Here is a 15563-nt window from a genome sequence, read left to right on the forward strand (position 1 = left end):
TGCACACTCACCCACCGAGCCTCGAACGCATTTTTGACGCCCGCACAACCGCACCTTCCTCGCAACCGGCGACGACCTGCGAAGGTCCGGAGACAACGTTGTCACCCATTCCTCCCCGTGGAGGCCCCACATGGCGACACCTTCCATCCCGCGGTTCACGGCAAGACAGTTGGCGGCACCACCGTCCACGGCCGCACCCCTGCCCGCCCGGCTGTCACGCCGTGCCCTACTGCGTACCGCGGTAGGCGCCACAGCTGCCTTCGCCGCACTCGGCGGCCCGGGTTCGGTGCCCGCGTTCGCCGCGGCCGGACCGCCCGACCCCGCGCTCGCGGAGGACGTACGGCAGGAGTTCCTCATGGCCTGGACGGCGTATCGCCGCCTGTCTTGGGGCCGCGACGAGTTGCGGCCGGTCAGCGGCACCGGTTCGGACTTCTTCATCAGCGGGGTATCGCTGGGCCTGACCCTCGTCGAGTCGCTCGACACGCTCTACCTGATGGAGCTCGACGGCGAGTTGGACGCGGCGATCGCCTGGATCGACGGCAACCTCGACTTCGACCGCAACGCGAGCATCCACGTCTTCGAGACGATCATCCGGCTGGTCGGCGGACTGCTCTCCGGCTACCAGGCCACCGGCAGCGCCGTCCTGCTGGCCGGGGCCCGCGACCTCGCCGACCGGCTGCTCCCCGCGTTCACGTCGTCGCCAACGGGCGCCCCGTACCGGTACGTCAATCTGCGCACCGGCGCGGTCAGCGGCAACGCGGTGCCGCTCGCCGAGATCGGCAGCAACATCACCGAGCTCGGTCTGCTCTCCCAACTCACCGGCGACCAGAAGTACTTCAACGCGGCGAAGAAGGCGCTGAAGGCCGTGTACGACCGGCGGTCCTCGATCGACCTCGTAGGCTCGACACTCAACGTGGACACCGGCGCCTGGACCGATGCCACCGCCCGCGTCGACCCGCCCGTCGACTCGTACTTCGAATACCTCTGGGACGCCTACCAGTTCCTCGGCGACACCGAGATCCGCGGCTGGTACCAAACACTGACCGCGGCGATCCTGAAGCGCCTCGGGGAGACGTACGGCGGACGGCTCTGGTTCAAGTCCGTCAACATGAACACCGGCGCGCTGGTAGGCCGCGGGCAGTCGGAACTCACCGCGTTCTACGCCGGGTTGCTCGCCCAGGGGGGCAACCTGAGCGAGGGCGAGTCGTACCACTCCTCCTGGGCGGACGCCCTGGCGCCGCACAAGCTGCCGCCCGAAGGCATCGACTACACGACGCTCGCGGCGACGAGCAATGAGTATCAACTGCGCCCCGAATACGCGGACTCCGCGCTGTTCCTGTGGCTTCTGACCGGCAAGGAGGTCTACCGGGACCGCGCCAAGTGGCTGTGGAACGCGCAGAAGGCGCACTGCAAGGTCGCGAACGGCTACACGATCGTGTCGGACATGACGACCACGCCCACCACCAAGGGCGATCTCACTCCGGGCTACTGGTACTCGGAGAACATGAAGTACTTCTACCTGCTGTGGTCGGGCGCGCCGCGCTTCGACTACGCCACCAACTACCTCACCACCGAGGGAAATGTGCTGCGCGGCATCAACCGGGTCGCGGCGCCGGGCGTGAGCGGCACCTACCGGCTCCTCAACCGGGCGACCGGCCGGGCGATGGACGTGAGCGGCGCGTCGACGGCGGACGGCGGCGCGGTGATCGCATGGACGCCGCACACCGGCGCCAACCAGCGCTGGATCGCCACCACCACCGGCGGCTACACCAAGCTGACCGGCCTGGGCAGCGGCAAGGTGCTCGAGGTCCCGCGCTCCTCCACGGCGGACGGCACCGCACTGAACCAGTGGGCGCACAACGGCACCAACACGCAGCAGTGGACGCTCCAGTCCACCGGCGACGGCTACTACCGGCTCGTCAACCGCAACAGCGGCAAGGCGGCCGACCTCGACGGAACCGGCAGCGGCAGTGCGGTGGTGCAGCAGCCCGTCGGCGGCGCCGGCACCCAGCAGTGGCAGCTGGAGAGGGTATGACGGCGATGCGATCTCCGGTGAGACTCCTGCTCATACGCGCCCTTCTCGTCCTCGCCTTCCTCGCCTCCGTCCTCGGCCTGCCGGCCGGGCAGGCGCAGGCCGCGACCTCCGTCACCCTCAGCGGCACTGCGGCCGGCCGCGTCTTCGACGGGGTCGGTGCGGTCAGCGGCGGCGGGGGCAACGCCAAGCTGCTGTACGACTATCCGGAGCCGCAGCGCGGCCAGATCCTCGACTATCTGTTCAAGCCGGGCTACGGGGCGAACATCTCGCTGCTGAAGGTGGAGATCGGGGGCGACGCCAACTCCACGGACGGCGCCGAACCCAGCCATATGCACACCGCCGACGACCAGAACTACCAGCGCGGATACGAGTGGTGGCTGATGGAGCAGGCCAAGGCCCGCAACCCGGGCATCAAGCTGGCCGCGCTCGCCTGGGCCGCGCCGGGCTGGATCGGCACGTCCGACGTGTGGACCAAGAACATGATCACGTATCTGGTCAACTACCTGCGCGGTGCGCGCGACGTCCACGGCCTGACCATCGACTATCTGGGCGGATGGAACGAGAACGGCTGGGACTCCGGCTGGTTCGTCGACCTGCGCAAGGCCCTCGACGCGGGCGGCTTCGGGCACGTCCAATTAGTCGGCGCCGACGGCGGCTGGGACGTCGTCACCGACATGCAGAACAACCAGGCGTTCAATGACGCGATCGCCGTCGTCGGCGCCCACTACCCGTGCGAGGGCGTCTCGGAGTCCACCGGCGACCGCTGCGAGTCACCGGCCGCGGCGCAGAACCTCGGCAAGCCGCTGTGGGCGAGCGAGAACGGCTCACAGGACTACAACGCCAACGGCCCAGTGATGGCCCGCCAGCTAAGCCGCGGCTATATCGACGCCAAGATGACGGCATACATCAACTGGCCGCTGATCGCCGCCCTTCCGCCTGGACTGCCCTTCCAGACGACCGGCCTGATGGTGGCACCGCAGCCCTGGTCGGGGCAGTACAGCGTCGGCAAGGGCCTGTGGGTCCAGGCACACTGGAACCAATTCGCCAAGCCGGGATGGCAGTTCGCGGACTCGGCGAGCGGCTACCTCTCCGGCGACCGGAACATCGGCAGTTACGTCACCCTCAAGGCGCCGGGCAACACCGACTACACCACGATCATCGAGACCACCCGCGCCACCGCCACCGAGCAGTTCACCGCCCGTGTCACCGACGGACTGCCCACCGGAACGCTGCACGTGTGGGCCACCAACCTCAACTCCGCCAACCCGTCGGACTGGTTCGTACGCCAGGCGGACATCACCCCGTCCGGCGGCACGTGGTCCCTCACCCTGCAACCCGGCCGCATCTACTCGATCAGCACGGCCGGCGGACAGGGCAAGGGATCGGCGTCCGGCCCGGCGTCCGCGTCGTTCCCACTGCCGCACACCGACGGCTTCGACGCGTACGCCACCGGGCGCGAGGCCCGCTATCTCGCCGACCAGCACGGCTCCTTCGAGACCGCCGGCTGCGGCGGCGGCCGTGGCGGGCAGTGCCTGCGCCAGACGGCGCCCGTCGCGCCCATCCCCTGGCACCCGCACCAGAGCCCGGCGTACGCGCTGATCGGTGACAACTCGCTGACCGATTACACCGTGCAGTCGGACGTCATGTTCGAGCGGACGGGCGGCTCGGTGGCGCTGCTCGGCCGGTTCGGCGCCCGGGACTACTGGCAGGTGGGCCAGATCAACGCCTACTACCTGAAGGTCGGGCAGGCGGGCACCTGGCAGATCCTGCGGGGCGACACGGCCGGCGCACTCACCGTCCTCGCCTCCGGCACGCGGACGGCGCTGGACGCGAACACCTGGCACAAGCTCGCCTTCCGACTGCAGGGCTCAACCCTGACCGCGATCGCGGACGGCGTGACGCTGGGCAGCGCCGAGGACACCGCGTATGGGCTCGGCCCGGCGGGACTCGCGGTGGGGGTCGGCGAGAACAGCATCACCTCCCGTTGGCGGAACGTACAGTTCGACAACTTCTCCATCACTCCGGGCACGACCACCACGTACAAGATCGTCAATCGCAGCAGCGGCAAGGTGCTGGCGGTCGCGGGCAGTTCCTCCGACGACGGAGCGGCGATCGTGCAGCAGGCCGACACCGGCGTGGCGAGCCAGCGCTGGCGTGTGGTGCAGGACGGCGGCTACGTGCAGCTCGTCAACACGCGCAGCAACAGAGCCCTGGACGTGCCGGGCTTCTCCACGACGCAGGGGACACAGCTCGTCCAGTGGACCGTCAACGGCGGCGAGAACCAGCAGTGGACCCTCGGCACGGCGAACGACGGCTACCAGACGCTGGTCAACCGGCACAGCGGCTACCTGGCGGACGTGAGCGGCGCCTCCGGCGCGCAGGACGCGCCGGTCGTCCAGTGGCCGTCGAACGGCGGAGCCAACCAACAGTGGCAGCTGGAGGCGTCATGAGGACCACGGCGAGGAAACGGACGCTGATCGGCGGCATGGTGCTGGTGCTCGCGGCGTGGCTGGGCGCGACCCAGACGGCGACCGCGGACGCCACCACGACCGCGCGCCCCGGCATTGCCGCGGCGGGCAATCCGGTCGTGGCCATCTCCCCGACCGACACTCCCGCCCAGATCCGCGCCAAGGCGGCCACTGTCACTCCATCCACCCGGCAACTGACCTGGCAGCGACTTGAGTTGACCGCATTCGTGCACTTCGGCGTCAACACGTACGCCAGCCGCGAGCACGGTACGGGCACCGAGGATCCCAACATTTCCCAGCCCGCGGAGCAGGACACCGACCAGTGGGCGAGAGCGCTGAGGGACGCGGGCTTCAAGCAGGTGATCCTCACCTTCAAGCACCACGACGGATTCCTGCTGTTCCCGTCCAGGTACTCCGGCTTCGGCGTGACAGCGACCTCGTGGCGCGGCGGCAAGGGCGACGTCGTACGGGACCTCGCCGACTCGGCTCGCGCGCAAGGGCTGGCCTTCGGGATCTACACCTCGCCGGCCGACCTGCACGAGGCCCAGCCGGCGGCTGGGACTCCAATGGCAGCGCGGCCACGGACCGGACGATCCCCGCCGACCCCGCGGACGTGGTCGACGGACAGACGTTCTCCGTCACGGCCGACGACTACAACGCGTACTTCATGAACACCCTCTACGAGCTGCTGACCTGTTACGGAGACATCGCGCGGGTGCAGCTCTACACCTGTCACGGCGCTGCCAACAGCAGTGGCGCGCGTCCGGCGACGCACTCGTGAACCCGGCCTCGGGGCGCTGTCTGGATGTACCCGGCTTCAACTCGGCCAACGGCACGCAGGTGGTGCTGTGGGACTGCAACGCGGGTTCCAACCAGCGCTGGACTTCGCTCTGAGCCGGTGACGGAGACAGGCGGGACCAGCCCGCCGACTCCTCGGTGCCTCCGGTCGGCCCGCAAGCCGCCCGGAGGCACCGCACGGCTGTGCGTCGGCGCGTCAGCCGGTGTACGCCGCGAAGATCTTCGCGAACTCGTAGGGAGCCTGCGGGATGTTGGTGCACATGTACAGGGCGCCCGTGCAGGCGTTGCGGTCGCGGGTCGACTCCCAGAAGGCGAGTTCCCCGAGGTGCTTGCCCTGCGCGAAGGCCACCAGCTGGCGGGCGTCCGCTTGGTCGTAGAGGTGACCGTCGTCGTTCTGGCCGAGCATCGGTGTCACTCCGACCATGGCCCACACCTGAGCGTCCGTCCTACTCGGGTAGAGCGACTTCAGCTGGGTGAAGGTGCTCTGCGCGGCCTGCACGGCCGCGTCGCCGTAGTCGACGCTCCGGTAGTAGTCCATCGCCATGACGTTCACGACGTCGAGGTCCACGCCCGCGTCGCGCGCCGACTTGACCACGTTCAGTCCGTCGGTGGTCAGGCCCTCCGGAAGCACGGGGAGCGTGAGCGAGACCCGCAACTCCGGATGAGCCTGTTGCAGGCGTGCCAGGGCCTGGGACCGGCGGGTGACCGAAGCCGGGTCGGCGGTGGCGGCGCCCTCGATGTCGAAGTCGACGTACTTCAGGTCGTAGGCGGTGACGACCGCGTTGTACTCCGTGAAGAGCGCGTCCGCCGATCCGCAGGCCTGGGCCAGTTCGATACCGGTGGCGCCACCGAAGGAGACCTTGACGTCTCCCCCGCCGGCCCGGATCGCATCGATCTGGTCCTTGGCCCAACCGTCCCTCGGGTCATAGGCGTTGAACCACATCGCCTTGCAGCCGGAGGCGGTGACGAACGCCATGGTGTAGCTCTTGATCCCGCTCGCCGAGGCCATCTCGGGCATGCTCGGCGTGGGCCAGGCGCCCATGTCGACGTAGGGCGCGGTGCGCACACCGCCGCCCGGCTGGGAGCCACCGCCGGAGGAGGTCGTACCGCCGACCGCCGTGCTGTAGGCGGAGGTGTTGCCCGCGGCGTCCTTCGCCCGGACGCGGAACGAGTAACTCGTGCTCGCCTGAAGGCCGGTGGCGGTGTACGAAGTCCCGGTGACGGCGACCGGTGCTCCTCCGTCGCGGGAGACCTCGTAGCCCGCGACCGTACCGGAGTCGTCGGTGGAGGCGCTCCAGCGTACGGTGAGCGACGAACCGGTCGCGGAGCCGACGGTCACCCCGGACGGCACGCTGGGAGGCGTGGTGTCGCCGCCATGGGAACCGCCCGCGCACGACGCGCCGTTGAGTGTGCAGTTCGTCGGCGTACCGGTGCCGCTGGAGACCCACCCGAAAGAGGTGGTCGCACCGGGCGCCAACGAGCCGTTGTACTCACGGTTCTTGAAGGTGTAGTGGCTGCCGCTGTGCGTGAGCAGCGCGTCCCAGTACGACCCCACGGTGGTGCCCGAGGGCAGGTCGAACTCGACGGTCCAGCCGGACAGCGTGGTGCTTCCGCTGTTGGTGATGACGTACGCGCCCTGGTAACCGCCGTCCCAGGCCGAAGTCTTGGAAAACGCCGCGGTCGGGGTGGCCGCGGCGGCGGGTGGTGCCAGGACGAGAACGAGTGCGCCGATGAACATCGCGATCAGGGCCAACGGTCTTCGCATTGCTGCCTCCACTGGGGGGTTGGGGCGCCGGGGCGGCGCGCGGAGCGGCGATTGATTGGTCCATACCAAAGCCCTGTCAGTACGTACCGAGCCCGCGGCCCGGCGTCAAGGGGCGGGGTGGCACATCAGGGATTCGCGACTGGTCTTGACATGTTCTGAACACACAGCTGTGATGTGGTGGCTTTCGTTCGCCCTCGTTTGGTCGTGTGCAACATCACCCCCCCCTCGGAGCCGCACGTGTTCGCCGAACGACGCCCCCGCAGAACCCCATCCGTCATGGCCGTGGCCACGTTGTGCCTCGCCGCCTCGACCGCCGTGGTGGTGCAGCCCGTGGCCGCGCAGCCCGCGTCGGCCGCGCCGGCCACCGCGCCCACCGTGGACAACGGCCTCGCCCGCACCCCGCCCATGGGCTTCAACAACTGGAACTCGACGCACTGCCGTGCCGAGTTCGACGAGGCCATGGTCAAGGGCATCGCCGACGCCTTCGTCTCCCAGGGCCTCAAGGACGCGGGCTACACATACGTCAACATCGACGACTGCTGGGCGCTGCCGAACCGTGACGCGAGCGGCAACCTCGTACCCGATCCGGCTCGCTTCCCCAACGGGATCAAGGCGGTTGCGGACTACGTCCACTCCAAGGGCCTGAAGTTCGGGCTCTACTCAAGCGCCGGCACCAAGACCTGCGACACGCAAGGCTTCCCCGGCGGCCTCGGACACGAGCAGCAGGACGCCAACCTGTGGGCGTCCTGGGGCGTGGACTACCTCAAGTACGACAACTGCAACAACACCGGCGTCGACGCCAAGCAGCGGTACAAGGCGATGGGCGACGCGCTCAAAGCCACCGGCCGGCCGATCCTTTACAGCATCTGCGAGTGGGGAGAGAACCAGCCCTGGAACTGGGCGTCCCAGTACGGCAATGCCTGGCGCACGACGGGGGACATCTCCGACTCCTGGTCCAGCATGATCGGCATCGCCCACCAGAACCAGCCACTTGCCCCGTACGCCAAGCCCGGTGGCTGGAACGACCCCGACATGCTGGAAGTCGGCAACGGCGGCATGACCGACACCGAGTACCGCACCCACTTCAGTCTCTGGGCGCAGATGGCCGCACCGCTGCTGATCGGGAGCGATCTGCGCAATGTGTCGTCGGCGACGCTGGACATCCTCAGGAACAGCGACGTCATCGCCGTCGACCAGGACACACTGGGGCGGCAGGGCACGGTGGTGTCCTCCTCCGGCGGTCTCGTCGTGATGTCCAAGCCGCTGGCCGACGGCGGCCGTTCGGTGACGCTGACGAACGAGAACACGACGACGAGGACGGTGTCGACGACCGCGGAGGCCGTCGGTCTGGGCGGGGCGACGTCGTACTCCCTCAAAGACCTCTGGTCGAAGCAGACCAGCACCACGACCGGCGCGATCAGTGCGTCGGTACCGGCGCACGGCACGGTGATGTACCGCGTCACCCCCGGCACGCCGGTCCCGCCGCCGACCGGCGTCAACCAGCTCGGCGATCTGCCGTGGACCTCGGCGGCCAACGGCTGGGGCCCGGTCGAGCGCGACCTGAGCAACGGCGAGCAGGCGGCGGGCGACGGCCGCACCCTCACGATCAACGGCACGACGTATACCAAGGGCCTCGGCACCCATGCCTCGAGCGACATCACGTACTACCTGGGCGGCGCCTGCACGTCCCTCCGCGTGGACGTCGGGGTCGACGACGAGTCGACCAAGGGCGGATCCGTCGGCTTCCAGCTCTACCGGGACGCGACCAAGGTCGCCGACAGCGGTGTGCGGACGGCCAGTGATCCGCCGCTGAGGCTGACAGCCGATCTCACCGGCGGCACGAAGCTCCGACTCGTCGTCACGGACGGCGGCGACGGAATCGCCTACGACCATGCCGACTGGGCCGACGCCCGGCTCGCGTGCGGCAGCGGCCCCGCGGCGGGTACGCATGCGCTCAGCGACCTGCCCTGGTCCTCGGCCACCGGCGGCTGGGGCCCCGTGGAGCGCGATCGCAGCAACGGCGAGCAGGCCGCCGGAGATGGTCACACCCTCACGATCAACGGCACGACCTACGCCAAGGGCCTGGGCACCCATGCCGCAAGCACCGTCGCCTACTACCTCGGTGGCAGCTGTTCGGGGCTCACCGTGAGCGTCGGCGTCGACGACGAGGCCGGCGGCAGTAACGGATCCGTCGTCTTCCGCCTCTACCGGGACGACACACTCGTCGCGGACAGCGGCCGCATGACGGGCGCCGACGCGGCGAAGCCGCTCAGCGCGGACCTCACCGGCGGCCTCGAACTCCGGCTCGTCGTCACCGACTCCGGGGACGGCATCAACTACGACCACGCGGACTGGGCCGGCCCGCGGCTGGCCTGCGCCTGAGCGAGAGGGCGCGGCGCGGGGCAGCTGGGCTCGGCACCACATGACGACCGACTGAGGGCGAGGTACTCCCCCGCCCCCACTCCCTCCGGCAGACTCCCCGTATGGAGATTGAGTACTTCCTGGAAACCCTGGACAGGGAAGGCCGGTTGCTGGCCGCGGCAGCCGAGGAGGCGGGGGTGGACGCCAAGGTCGCGACCTGCCCGGGCTGGCAGGTGCGGGATCTGGTGCGGCACACGGGCATGGTGCACCGGTGGGCCACCGCGTTCGTCGCCGAGGGGTACACCTCGTACCACCCCGACGGCGGCCTGCCGGATCTCGACGGTGATGAGCTCATGGACTGGTTCCGGCAAGGCCACCGGCGGCTCGTCGACACCCTCACCGGCGCCTCGCCCGACGTGGAGTGCTGGAGTTTTCTGCCCGCGCCCTCGCCGCTCGCCTTCTGGGCGCGACGGCAGGCCCACGAGACGACCGTGCATCGGGTCGACGCGGAGTCGGCTCTCGGCGGGGAGCCGACCCCGGTCGTCGCGGACTTCGCGGTGGACGGGATCGACGAGTTGCTGCGCGGGTTCCACGCGCGCTCGAGGAGCAAAGTACGGGTGGAGGAGCCGCGCGTCCTTCGGGTGCGGGCCACGGATACGGGGGCGGTGTGGACCGTACGGCTGTCGACGCAGCCGCCGGTCAGCGGCCGGGACGAGGGCGGGGACGCGGACTGCGAGCTGGCCGGACCGGCCGCACGGATCTACCTGGCGCTCTGGAACCGCATGCCGTTCCCCGGCGCGACGGGTGACGCCTCGCTCGCCGCGCTGTGGCGGGAGAAGTCGGGGATCACCTGGAGCTGACGGGTGCCCGAGCCCGAGTTCACCCCGGGCTGAGCGACGCGGGTCCGGTCACCCGGAACTGAGCGGGCCAGGTCCCTCACTCGCAGGCGGTGGCCGGGCCGCCCGCCAGCATCCGCGTCAGCACCGCGCGCTGCACCGGCAGCACCTCGCCGTGCAGCTCGCGTCCCTTCGGCGTGAGGCACACCCGCACGCCCCGGCGGTCCTCCGCACACATGCCGCGCGTGACCAGACCGTCCTTCTCCAGTCGGCCGATCAGCCGCGACAGGGCGCTCTGGCTCAGATGGACATGCTCGGAGATCTCCTGGACGCGGTACGAACCACCGCCGTCCGACGCGGCGCCCTCGGCCAGTACGTCCAGCACCTCGAAGTCGCTGGCACCGAGGCCGTGCGGATGCAGTTCGCGGTCGATCTCGCAGAGGGTGCGCGCATGCACCGCGAGGATGTCGCGCCACTGGTTCACGAGCCCTTGCTCGGCCTTCTTCGCCGCCATGGGCGCACCGTAGCAAAAAATCGGCTTTGTTGCATCGGAATTAAATGTGCTTGCATCCAATGCATGTGCATGTAGTGTCTGGGGCATGACCTCTCCGCTCACCCACCCCGCTCCTCAGGAACGCTGGACCCCTCGACTGTGGGGCACTCTGCTGGTGCTCTGCGCCGCGATGTTCCTGGACGCGCTGGACGTGTCGATGGTCGGCGTCGCCCTGCCGTCCATCGGCTCCGAACTCGACCTCTCCACCTCGACGCTCCAATGGATCGTCAGCGGCTACATCCTGGGATACGGCGGACTGCTCCTCCTCGGCGGACGCACCGCCGACCTGCTGGGCCGCCGCCAGGTCTTCCTGGTGGCCCTGGGCGTCTTCGCGCTCGCCTCGCTGCTCGGCGGACTCGTCGATTCGGGTCCGCTGCTGATCGCCAGCCGCTTCATCAAGGGCCTGAGCGCGGCGTTCACCGCGCCCGCAGGCCTGTCGATCATCACCACGACCTTCGCCGAGGGCCCGCTCCGCAACCGCGCGCTCTCGATCTACACCACCTGCGCGGCCACCGGCTTCTCCATGGGGCTGGTCCTGTCCGGCCTGCTCACCGAGGCGAGCTGGCGGCTGACGATGCTGCTGCCCGCGCCCATCGCGGTCATCGCACTGCTCGCGGGTCTGAAGCTCATCCCCCGCAGCGAGCGCGAGAAGGACCACCGCGGTTACGACATCCCCGGCGCCATCATCGGTACCGCCTCGATGCTCCTGCTCGTCTTCACCGTCGTCCAGGCTCCCGAGGTCGGCTGGGGCTCGGCCCGCACTCTCCTCTCCTTCCTCGCGGTCGCCGTGCTGCTCACCGTCTTCGTGACCGTCGAGCGGCGCAGTCCCAGCCCGCTGATCCGGCTCGGAGTGCTGCGCTCCGGCAGCCAGATCCGGGCCCAGCTCGGCGCGATGGCGTTCTTCGGCTCGTACGTCGGATTCCAGTTCTTGGTGACCCTGTACATGCAGTCACTGCTGGGCTGGTCGGCCCTGCACACCGCGCTCGCCTTCCTGCCTGCCGGGGCGCTGGTGGCGCTGTCCTCCACCAAGGTGGGGGCCGTGGTCGACCGGTTCGGGACCCCGCGGCTCATCGCGGTGGGCTTCGCCCTGATGGTCGTCGGGTACGCGCTCTTCCTGCGCGTCGACCTCGACCCCGTGTACGCGGCGGTCATCCTGCCGACGATGCTGTTGATCGGCGCGGCCTGCGCGCTGGTGTTCCCCTCGCTCAACATCCAGGCCACCAACGGCGTGGACGACCACGAGCAGGGCATGGTGTCGGGTCTGCTCAACACCTCGGTCCAGGTGGGCGGCGCGATCTTCCTGGCCGTCGTGACGGCGGTCGTGACCGCGAACTCCTCCGAGGGCTCCTCGCCGCAGGCCGTCCTCGACAGCTACCGGCCCGGCCTGATGGTGGTGACCGGCATCGCCCTCGTGGGTCTGCTGATCACCCTGCCGGGCCTGCGGACACGGCGTCCGCAGCAGTCCGTCGTCGTCGCCAAGTCCCTCCAGGAGGAGGCGGAAGCGGAACGAGTGGCGGTCGGGGACTAGTACGTCTCCAGCGCGTGCGCCCGGCGGGGATCCTTGCCCCGCCGGGCGCAGGCCTGTTTGACTCGAAGGATGGCGAACGACGGGGGACGTGAACGGATGAACGACACCAGGAAACGGCGGACCGAGGCCCAGCGGGACGCGGTCACTGTCGAGATCGGATACGCCCTGTTCAGCGCGGCGTTCGTAGCGGCGATCGGATTCGCGGTGGTGGCCGGACCGGCGCTGTTCCTCGATCTGTCGGGCGCCGCGGTGCGGACACTGGTCGCCTCCGGCGCCACTCTCGCCGCCGTCCTCTTCGTCGTACGGGTCGCCACCGTGCTGATTCGCTTCGATCGTGCGGGCGCGGCTCAGCCCAGCCAGCCCGGCCGCACCAACCCCGACTCGTAAGCGAGAACGACCAGTTGAGCCCGGTCGCGGGCGCCCAGTTTGACCATCGTGCGGCTGACATGGGTCTTGGCCGTGAGCGGGCTGACGACGAGGCGGCGGGCGATCTCGTCGTTCGAGAGGCCGATGCCGACCAGGGCCATCACCTCCCGCTCCCGCTCGGTGAGTTCGGCGAGGGAGGCGGCGGCCGCGGGCTCCTTGGAGCGGGCCGCGAACTCGGCGATGAGCCGACGCGTCACCCCCGGGGAGAGCAGGGCGTCGCCCTCCACCACCGCCCGGACCGCACGCAGGAGTTCCTCCGGCTCGGTGTCCTTGACCAGGAACCCGGAGGCTCCGGAGCGGATCGCCTCGAAGACGTACTCGTCCAGTTCGAAGGTGGTGAGCATGACCACCTTGACGTCCTTCAGCTCGGCGTCGTCGGTGACGCGGCGGGTCGCGGCGAGGCCGTCGAGCAGGGGCATCCGAATGTCCATGAGGACGACGTCGGGGCGCAGTTCGCGCACCTTGCGCAACGCCTCCTCGCCATCGGCAGCCTCGCCGGCCACCTCGATGTCCGGCTGCGCGTCGAGCAACGCCTTGAAGCCTGCCCTCACCAATGACTGGTCGTCGGCGAGCAGTACGCGGATCACCGGTCCTCCTTGACCCTCAGCGGCAGTACGGCCAGCACACGGAAGCCTCCGTCGTCGCGCGGGCCCGCCTCGATCGTGCCACCGAGGGCCGCGGCCCGCTCCCGCATTCCGGCGAGCCCGTTGCCACTGCCGCCCGCGTCCGCGCCGGTCGCGGGGCCGTCGTCGTCGATCCGCAACCGCAGCGCGCCCTGCGCGGATTCGAGCCGCACACGCGCGTGCCGCGATCCCGAGTGCCGTACAACATTCGTGAGGGCCTCCTGGACGATGCGGAAGGCGGCCAGATCGGTGCCGGGCGGAAGCGTCGGGACCTGACCCTCGATCTCGACGGTCAGGCCCGCGCCCGCCGCCTGTTCGACGAGTTCGGGGAGCCGGTCGAGTCCGGGCGCGGGCGCGCGCGGCGCCTCCCCCGGGGCACGGAGTGTGTCGAGCACCTGGCGGACCTCGCCCAGTGCCTCCTTGCTGGCCGCCTTGATGGTGGTGAGCGCCGTGCGCGCCTGCTCGGGGTCCGAGTCGAGCAGCGCGAGGCCGACACCCGCCTGCACGTTGATGACCGAGATGCTGTGCGCCAGCACGTCGTGCAGTTCGCGCGCGATCCGCAGCCGCTCCTCGTCGGCGCGTCGCTGGGCGGACTGCGCACGCTCGGCGCGCTCGCGGGCCCACTGTTCGCGGCGTACACGGACCAGTTCCGACAGGGCCACGATCGCCACGATCCAGGTGGCGATGATGCCCTCCTGCCCCCAGGAGGCGGGCTGGTCCCCCGCCGGCGGCAGCCATCGGTAGAGCCAGTGCCCCACCAGAACATGCCCGATCCAGAACATCCCGACCGCCGTCCAGGCGGCTCTGCGGTGCCCGGAGACGACCGCGCTGAAGCAGCCCACGGCGACCACGAGGAAGACGGGCCCGTACGGATATCCGGCGCCCAGATAGACCATGGCCGCGGCGGCCGTGCCGAAAGCCACGAGCACCGGCTGTCGCTGCCGCCACAGCAGCAGGCCGGACCCCACCAGCAGCAGCGCCCGCCCGAAGGAGTCCAGGTGAGCGCGGTCGCCCGCCTGCGCGTGCGCCGCGAAATGGGAGCCGATGAGGACGAAGGCGGTCAGCAGCAGCGTGGAGCGCCACGGCCAGTGGGCACCGCGCTCCTCGTCGCCCCAGCGGCTCCAGCCGGGCGGCCCGTGCCGCCACCACGGGGGTGGACCGCCCCACGCCGGGGCCCGGGGAGTGCGCTGCTCTTCCATGGCCGCCACGCTAGACGGGACGGGGCGTCCGAGGCGTCCGCCGGGCGAGGTGATCAGGCGTACTCCCCGCGGAGTACCGCCGGGCCTGCCGCCGCGCGCCAGTGGGCGGCGAGGTCCGTCCCGGCGTTCAGGCCCCGTTCGCCCTGCCGGAATCCGTCCCCCGGCCGTTGGCACCATGGGCCGCGTTCGGGCGGGTCGGCCGGGGGAAGATCAGTCCCACACCGTGGGCGAGTTGATCCGCCGCGTGCCGGAAGAACGTTTCGCGGTCCTCCACGACCCGGTTGAACTGGCCGAACAGCTCGAAGCCGATCAGCCCGTAGAGCTGCGCCCACGCGGCCACGAGCGCCGCGACCACCTCGGGCGGAAGGTCGGGCGCGAGCTCGGCGGTCATCCGCTGCGCCTCGACCTTCAGGTCCGTGGGCAACGGCGGACGGGCCACCCCCTGCCCCTGATGCGCGTCGCGGACGATGCCGATCAGGAGCAGGCCCACACGGGAAGCCGCTGGGATGGTCGTCTCCGGCGCGGTGTACCCCGGCACGGGCGAACCGTAGATGAGCGCGTACTCGTGCGGATGCTCCAGCGCCCAGCGGCGCGCCGCCACGCACACCGCGATCCAGCGCTCCCGAGGACCGGCGTCGGCGACTTCGGCGTGCGCCGATTCCGCGGTCTCGCCAAGGGAGTCGTACGCGTCGATGATGAGCGCGGTCAACAGATCGTCACGGCTGGGGAAGTAGCGGTAGAGCGCGGAGGAGACCATGCCGAGCTCACGGGCCACGGCCCGCAGCGAGAGCTTGGCGGCGCCCTCCGCCGCGAGCCGTCTGCGCGCCTCGTCCTTGATGGCCGCGGTGACCTCGATCCTGGCTCGGGCCCGTGCCCCTCGTGCGGTACTCATGCCGGGCAGTGTGCCACGTTTTCAGAGCAGTGCACACAAAAGAGAGCGGTGCTCTTCATACGGAGCAGCGCTTCCAGGC

At 70.0% G+C, this 15563-nt stretch carries 13 protein-coding genes; 8 read left to right on the forward strand and 5 right to left on the reverse strand.

Annotated elements, in window-relative coordinates; translation table 11 throughout:
• Positions 1–130: 130 nt before the first annotated feature.
• The 4 genes from IEY95_RS02090 (at position 131) to IEY95_RS48625 (ending at position 5397) form a co-directional block, all read left to right on the forward strand.
• A complete protein-coding gene (locus IEY95_RS02090; protein WP_189184061.1) occupies positions 131–2035 on the forward strand; it encodes a glycoside hydrolase family 47 protein in 1905 nt (634 codons plus the stop codon).
• Entirely contained in the window at positions 2032–4485 is a 2454-nt protein-coding gene (locus tag IEY95_RS50080) for an RICIN domain-containing protein (protein WP_268240402.1), read from the forward strand. Before IEY95_RS02090 ends, IEY95_RS50080 begins: the two co-directional genes overlap by 4 nt.
• A complete protein-coding gene (locus IEY95_RS02100; RefSeq protein ID WP_189184062.1) occupies positions 4482–5174 on the forward strand; it encodes an alpha-L-fucosidase in 693 nt (230 codons plus the stop codon). The genes IEY95_RS50080 and IEY95_RS02100 overlap by 4 nt, the downstream gene beginning before the upstream one ends.
• A gap of 106 nt (positions 5175–5280) precedes the next feature.
• Positions 5281–5397 (forward strand): RICIN domain-containing protein, encoded by a 117-nt coding sequence (locus IEY95_RS48625; RefSeq protein WP_229702514.1) that lies wholly within the window; start codon positions 5281–5283, stop codon positions 5395–5397.
• Positions 5398–5497: 100 nt separating this feature from the next.
• Here the strand turns inward: IEY95_RS48625 and IEY95_RS02110 are convergent, their stop codons facing one another.
• On the reverse strand, positions 5498–7066 hold the full coding sequence (locus IEY95_RS02110; protein WP_189184063.1) for a cellulose binding domain-containing protein: 1569 nt from the start codon (positions 7064–7066) through the stop codon (positions 5498–5500).
• A 276-nt stretch (positions 7067–7342) separates the two neighbouring features.
• Here IEY95_RS02110 and IEY95_RS02115 point away from each other — a divergent pair, with 276 nt between their 5' ends.
• Both IEY95_RS02115 and IEY95_RS02120 read left to right on the forward strand, forming a co-directional pair.
• Positions 7343–9448 (forward strand): NPCBM/NEW2 domain-containing protein, encoded by a 2106-nt coding sequence (locus tag IEY95_RS02115; protein ID WP_189184064.1) that lies wholly within the window; start codon positions 7343–7345, stop codon positions 9446–9448.
• A gap of 101 nt (positions 9449–9549) precedes the next feature.
• On the forward strand, positions 9550–10287 hold the full coding sequence (locus IEY95_RS02120; protein ID WP_189184065.1) for a maleylpyruvate isomerase family mycothiol-dependent enzyme: 738 nt from the start codon (positions 9550–9552) through the stop codon (positions 10285–10287).
• A gap of 76 nt (positions 10288–10363) precedes the next feature.
• On the opposite strand, the gene IEY95_RS02125 is transcribed toward IEY95_RS02120, so the two are convergent.
• On the reverse strand, positions 10364–10777 hold the full coding sequence (locus tag IEY95_RS02125; protein ID WP_189184066.1) for a MarR family winged helix-turn-helix transcriptional regulator: 414 nt from the start codon (positions 10775–10777) through the stop codon (positions 10364–10366).
• 85 nt (positions 10778–10862) lie between these two features.
• Between IEY95_RS02125 and IEY95_RS02130 the strand changes: the two genes are divergently transcribed.
• Complete coding sequence (locus tag IEY95_RS02130) at positions 10863–12344, forward strand: MFS transporter (RefSeq protein ID WP_189184067.1); 1482 nt, start codon at positions 10863–10865, stop codon at positions 12342–12344.
• Between the two features lie 96 nt (positions 12345–12440).
• Positions 12441–12731 (forward strand): DUF6332 family protein, encoded by a 291-nt coding sequence (locus IEY95_RS02135; RefSeq protein WP_189184068.1) that lies wholly within the window; start codon positions 12441–12443, stop codon positions 12729–12731.
• On the opposite strand, the gene IEY95_RS02140 is transcribed toward IEY95_RS02135, so the two are convergent.
• From IEY95_RS02140 to IEY95_RS02150, 3 genes are all read right to left on the reverse strand, one after another.
• Positions 12692–13357: a response regulator gene (locus IEY95_RS02140; protein WP_189184069.1), complete on the reverse strand. Its 666-nt coding sequence runs from the start codon at positions 13355–13357 to the stop codon at positions 12692–12694. The two genes, IEY95_RS02135 and IEY95_RS02140, sit on opposite strands and share 40 nt — an antisense overlap.
• Positions 13354–14592 carry a sensor histidine kinase gene (locus IEY95_RS02145; protein WP_189184070.1) on the reverse strand — a complete coding sequence of 413 codons (1239 nt, stop codon included), beginning with the start codon at positions 14590–14592 and terminating at the stop codon, positions 13354–13356. The genes IEY95_RS02140 and IEY95_RS02145 overlap by 4 nt, the downstream gene beginning before the upstream one ends.
• Positions 14593–14719: 127 nt before the next feature.
• Complete coding sequence (locus tag IEY95_RS02150; RefSeq protein ID WP_189184071.1) at positions 14720–15484, reverse strand: TetR/AcrR family transcriptional regulator; 765 nt, start codon at positions 15482–15484, stop codon at positions 14720–14722.
• Between the last annotated feature and the right edge of the window lie 79 nt (positions 15485–15563).

The sequence above is a fragment of the Streptomyces albiflavescens genome (genome assembly GCF_014645835.1).
GTDB lineage: Bacteria > Actinomycetota > Actinomycetes > Streptomycetales > Streptomycetaceae > Streptomyces > Streptomyces albiflavescens.

Bases quoted from the DNA above. Each gene is read 5' to 3' on its own strand.
- IEY95_RS50080 (WP_268240402.1), top strand. From the start codon at position 2,032: ATGACGGCGATGCGATCTCCGGTGAGACTCCTGCTCATACGCGCCCTT.
- IEY95_RS02090 (WP_189184061.1), top strand. From the start codon at position 131: ATGGCGACACCTTCCATCCCGCGGTTCACGGCAAGACAGTTGGCGGCA.
- IEY95_RS02125 (WP_189184066.1), bottom strand. From the start codon at position 10,777: ATGGCGGCGAAGAAGGCCGAGCAAGGGCTCGTGAACCAGTGGCGCGAC.
- IEY95_RS02100 (WP_189184062.1), top strand. From the start codon at position 4,482: ATGAGGACCACGGCGAGGAAACGGACGCTGATCGGCGGCATGGTGCTG.
- IEY95_RS02110 (WP_189184063.1), bottom strand. From the start codon at position 7,066: ATGCGAAGACCGTTGGCCCTGATCGCGATGTTCATCGGCGCACTCGTT.
- IEY95_RS02150 (WP_189184071.1), bottom strand. From the start codon at position 15,484: ATGAGTACCGCACGAGGGGCACGGGCCCGAGCCAGGATCGAGGTCACC.
- IEY95_RS02115 (WP_189184064.1), top strand. From the start codon at position 7,343: ATGGCCGTGGCCACGTTGTGCCTCGCCGCCTCGACCGCCGTGGTGGTG.
- IEY95_RS02135 (WP_189184068.1), top strand. From the start codon at position 12,441: ATGAACGACACCAGGAAACGGCGGACCGAGGCCCAGCGGGACGCGGTC.
- IEY95_RS02145 (WP_189184070.1), bottom strand. From the start codon at position 14,592: ATGGAAGAGCAGCGCACTCCCCGGGCCCCGGCGTGGGGCGGTCCACCC.
- IEY95_RS02130 (WP_189184067.1), top strand. From the start codon at position 10,863: ATGACCTCTCCGCTCACCCACCCCGCTCCTCAGGAACGCTGGACCCCT.
- IEY95_RS02120 (WP_189184065.1), top strand. From the start codon at position 9,550: ATGGAGATTGAGTACTTCCTGGAAACCCTGGACAGGGAAGGCCGGTTG.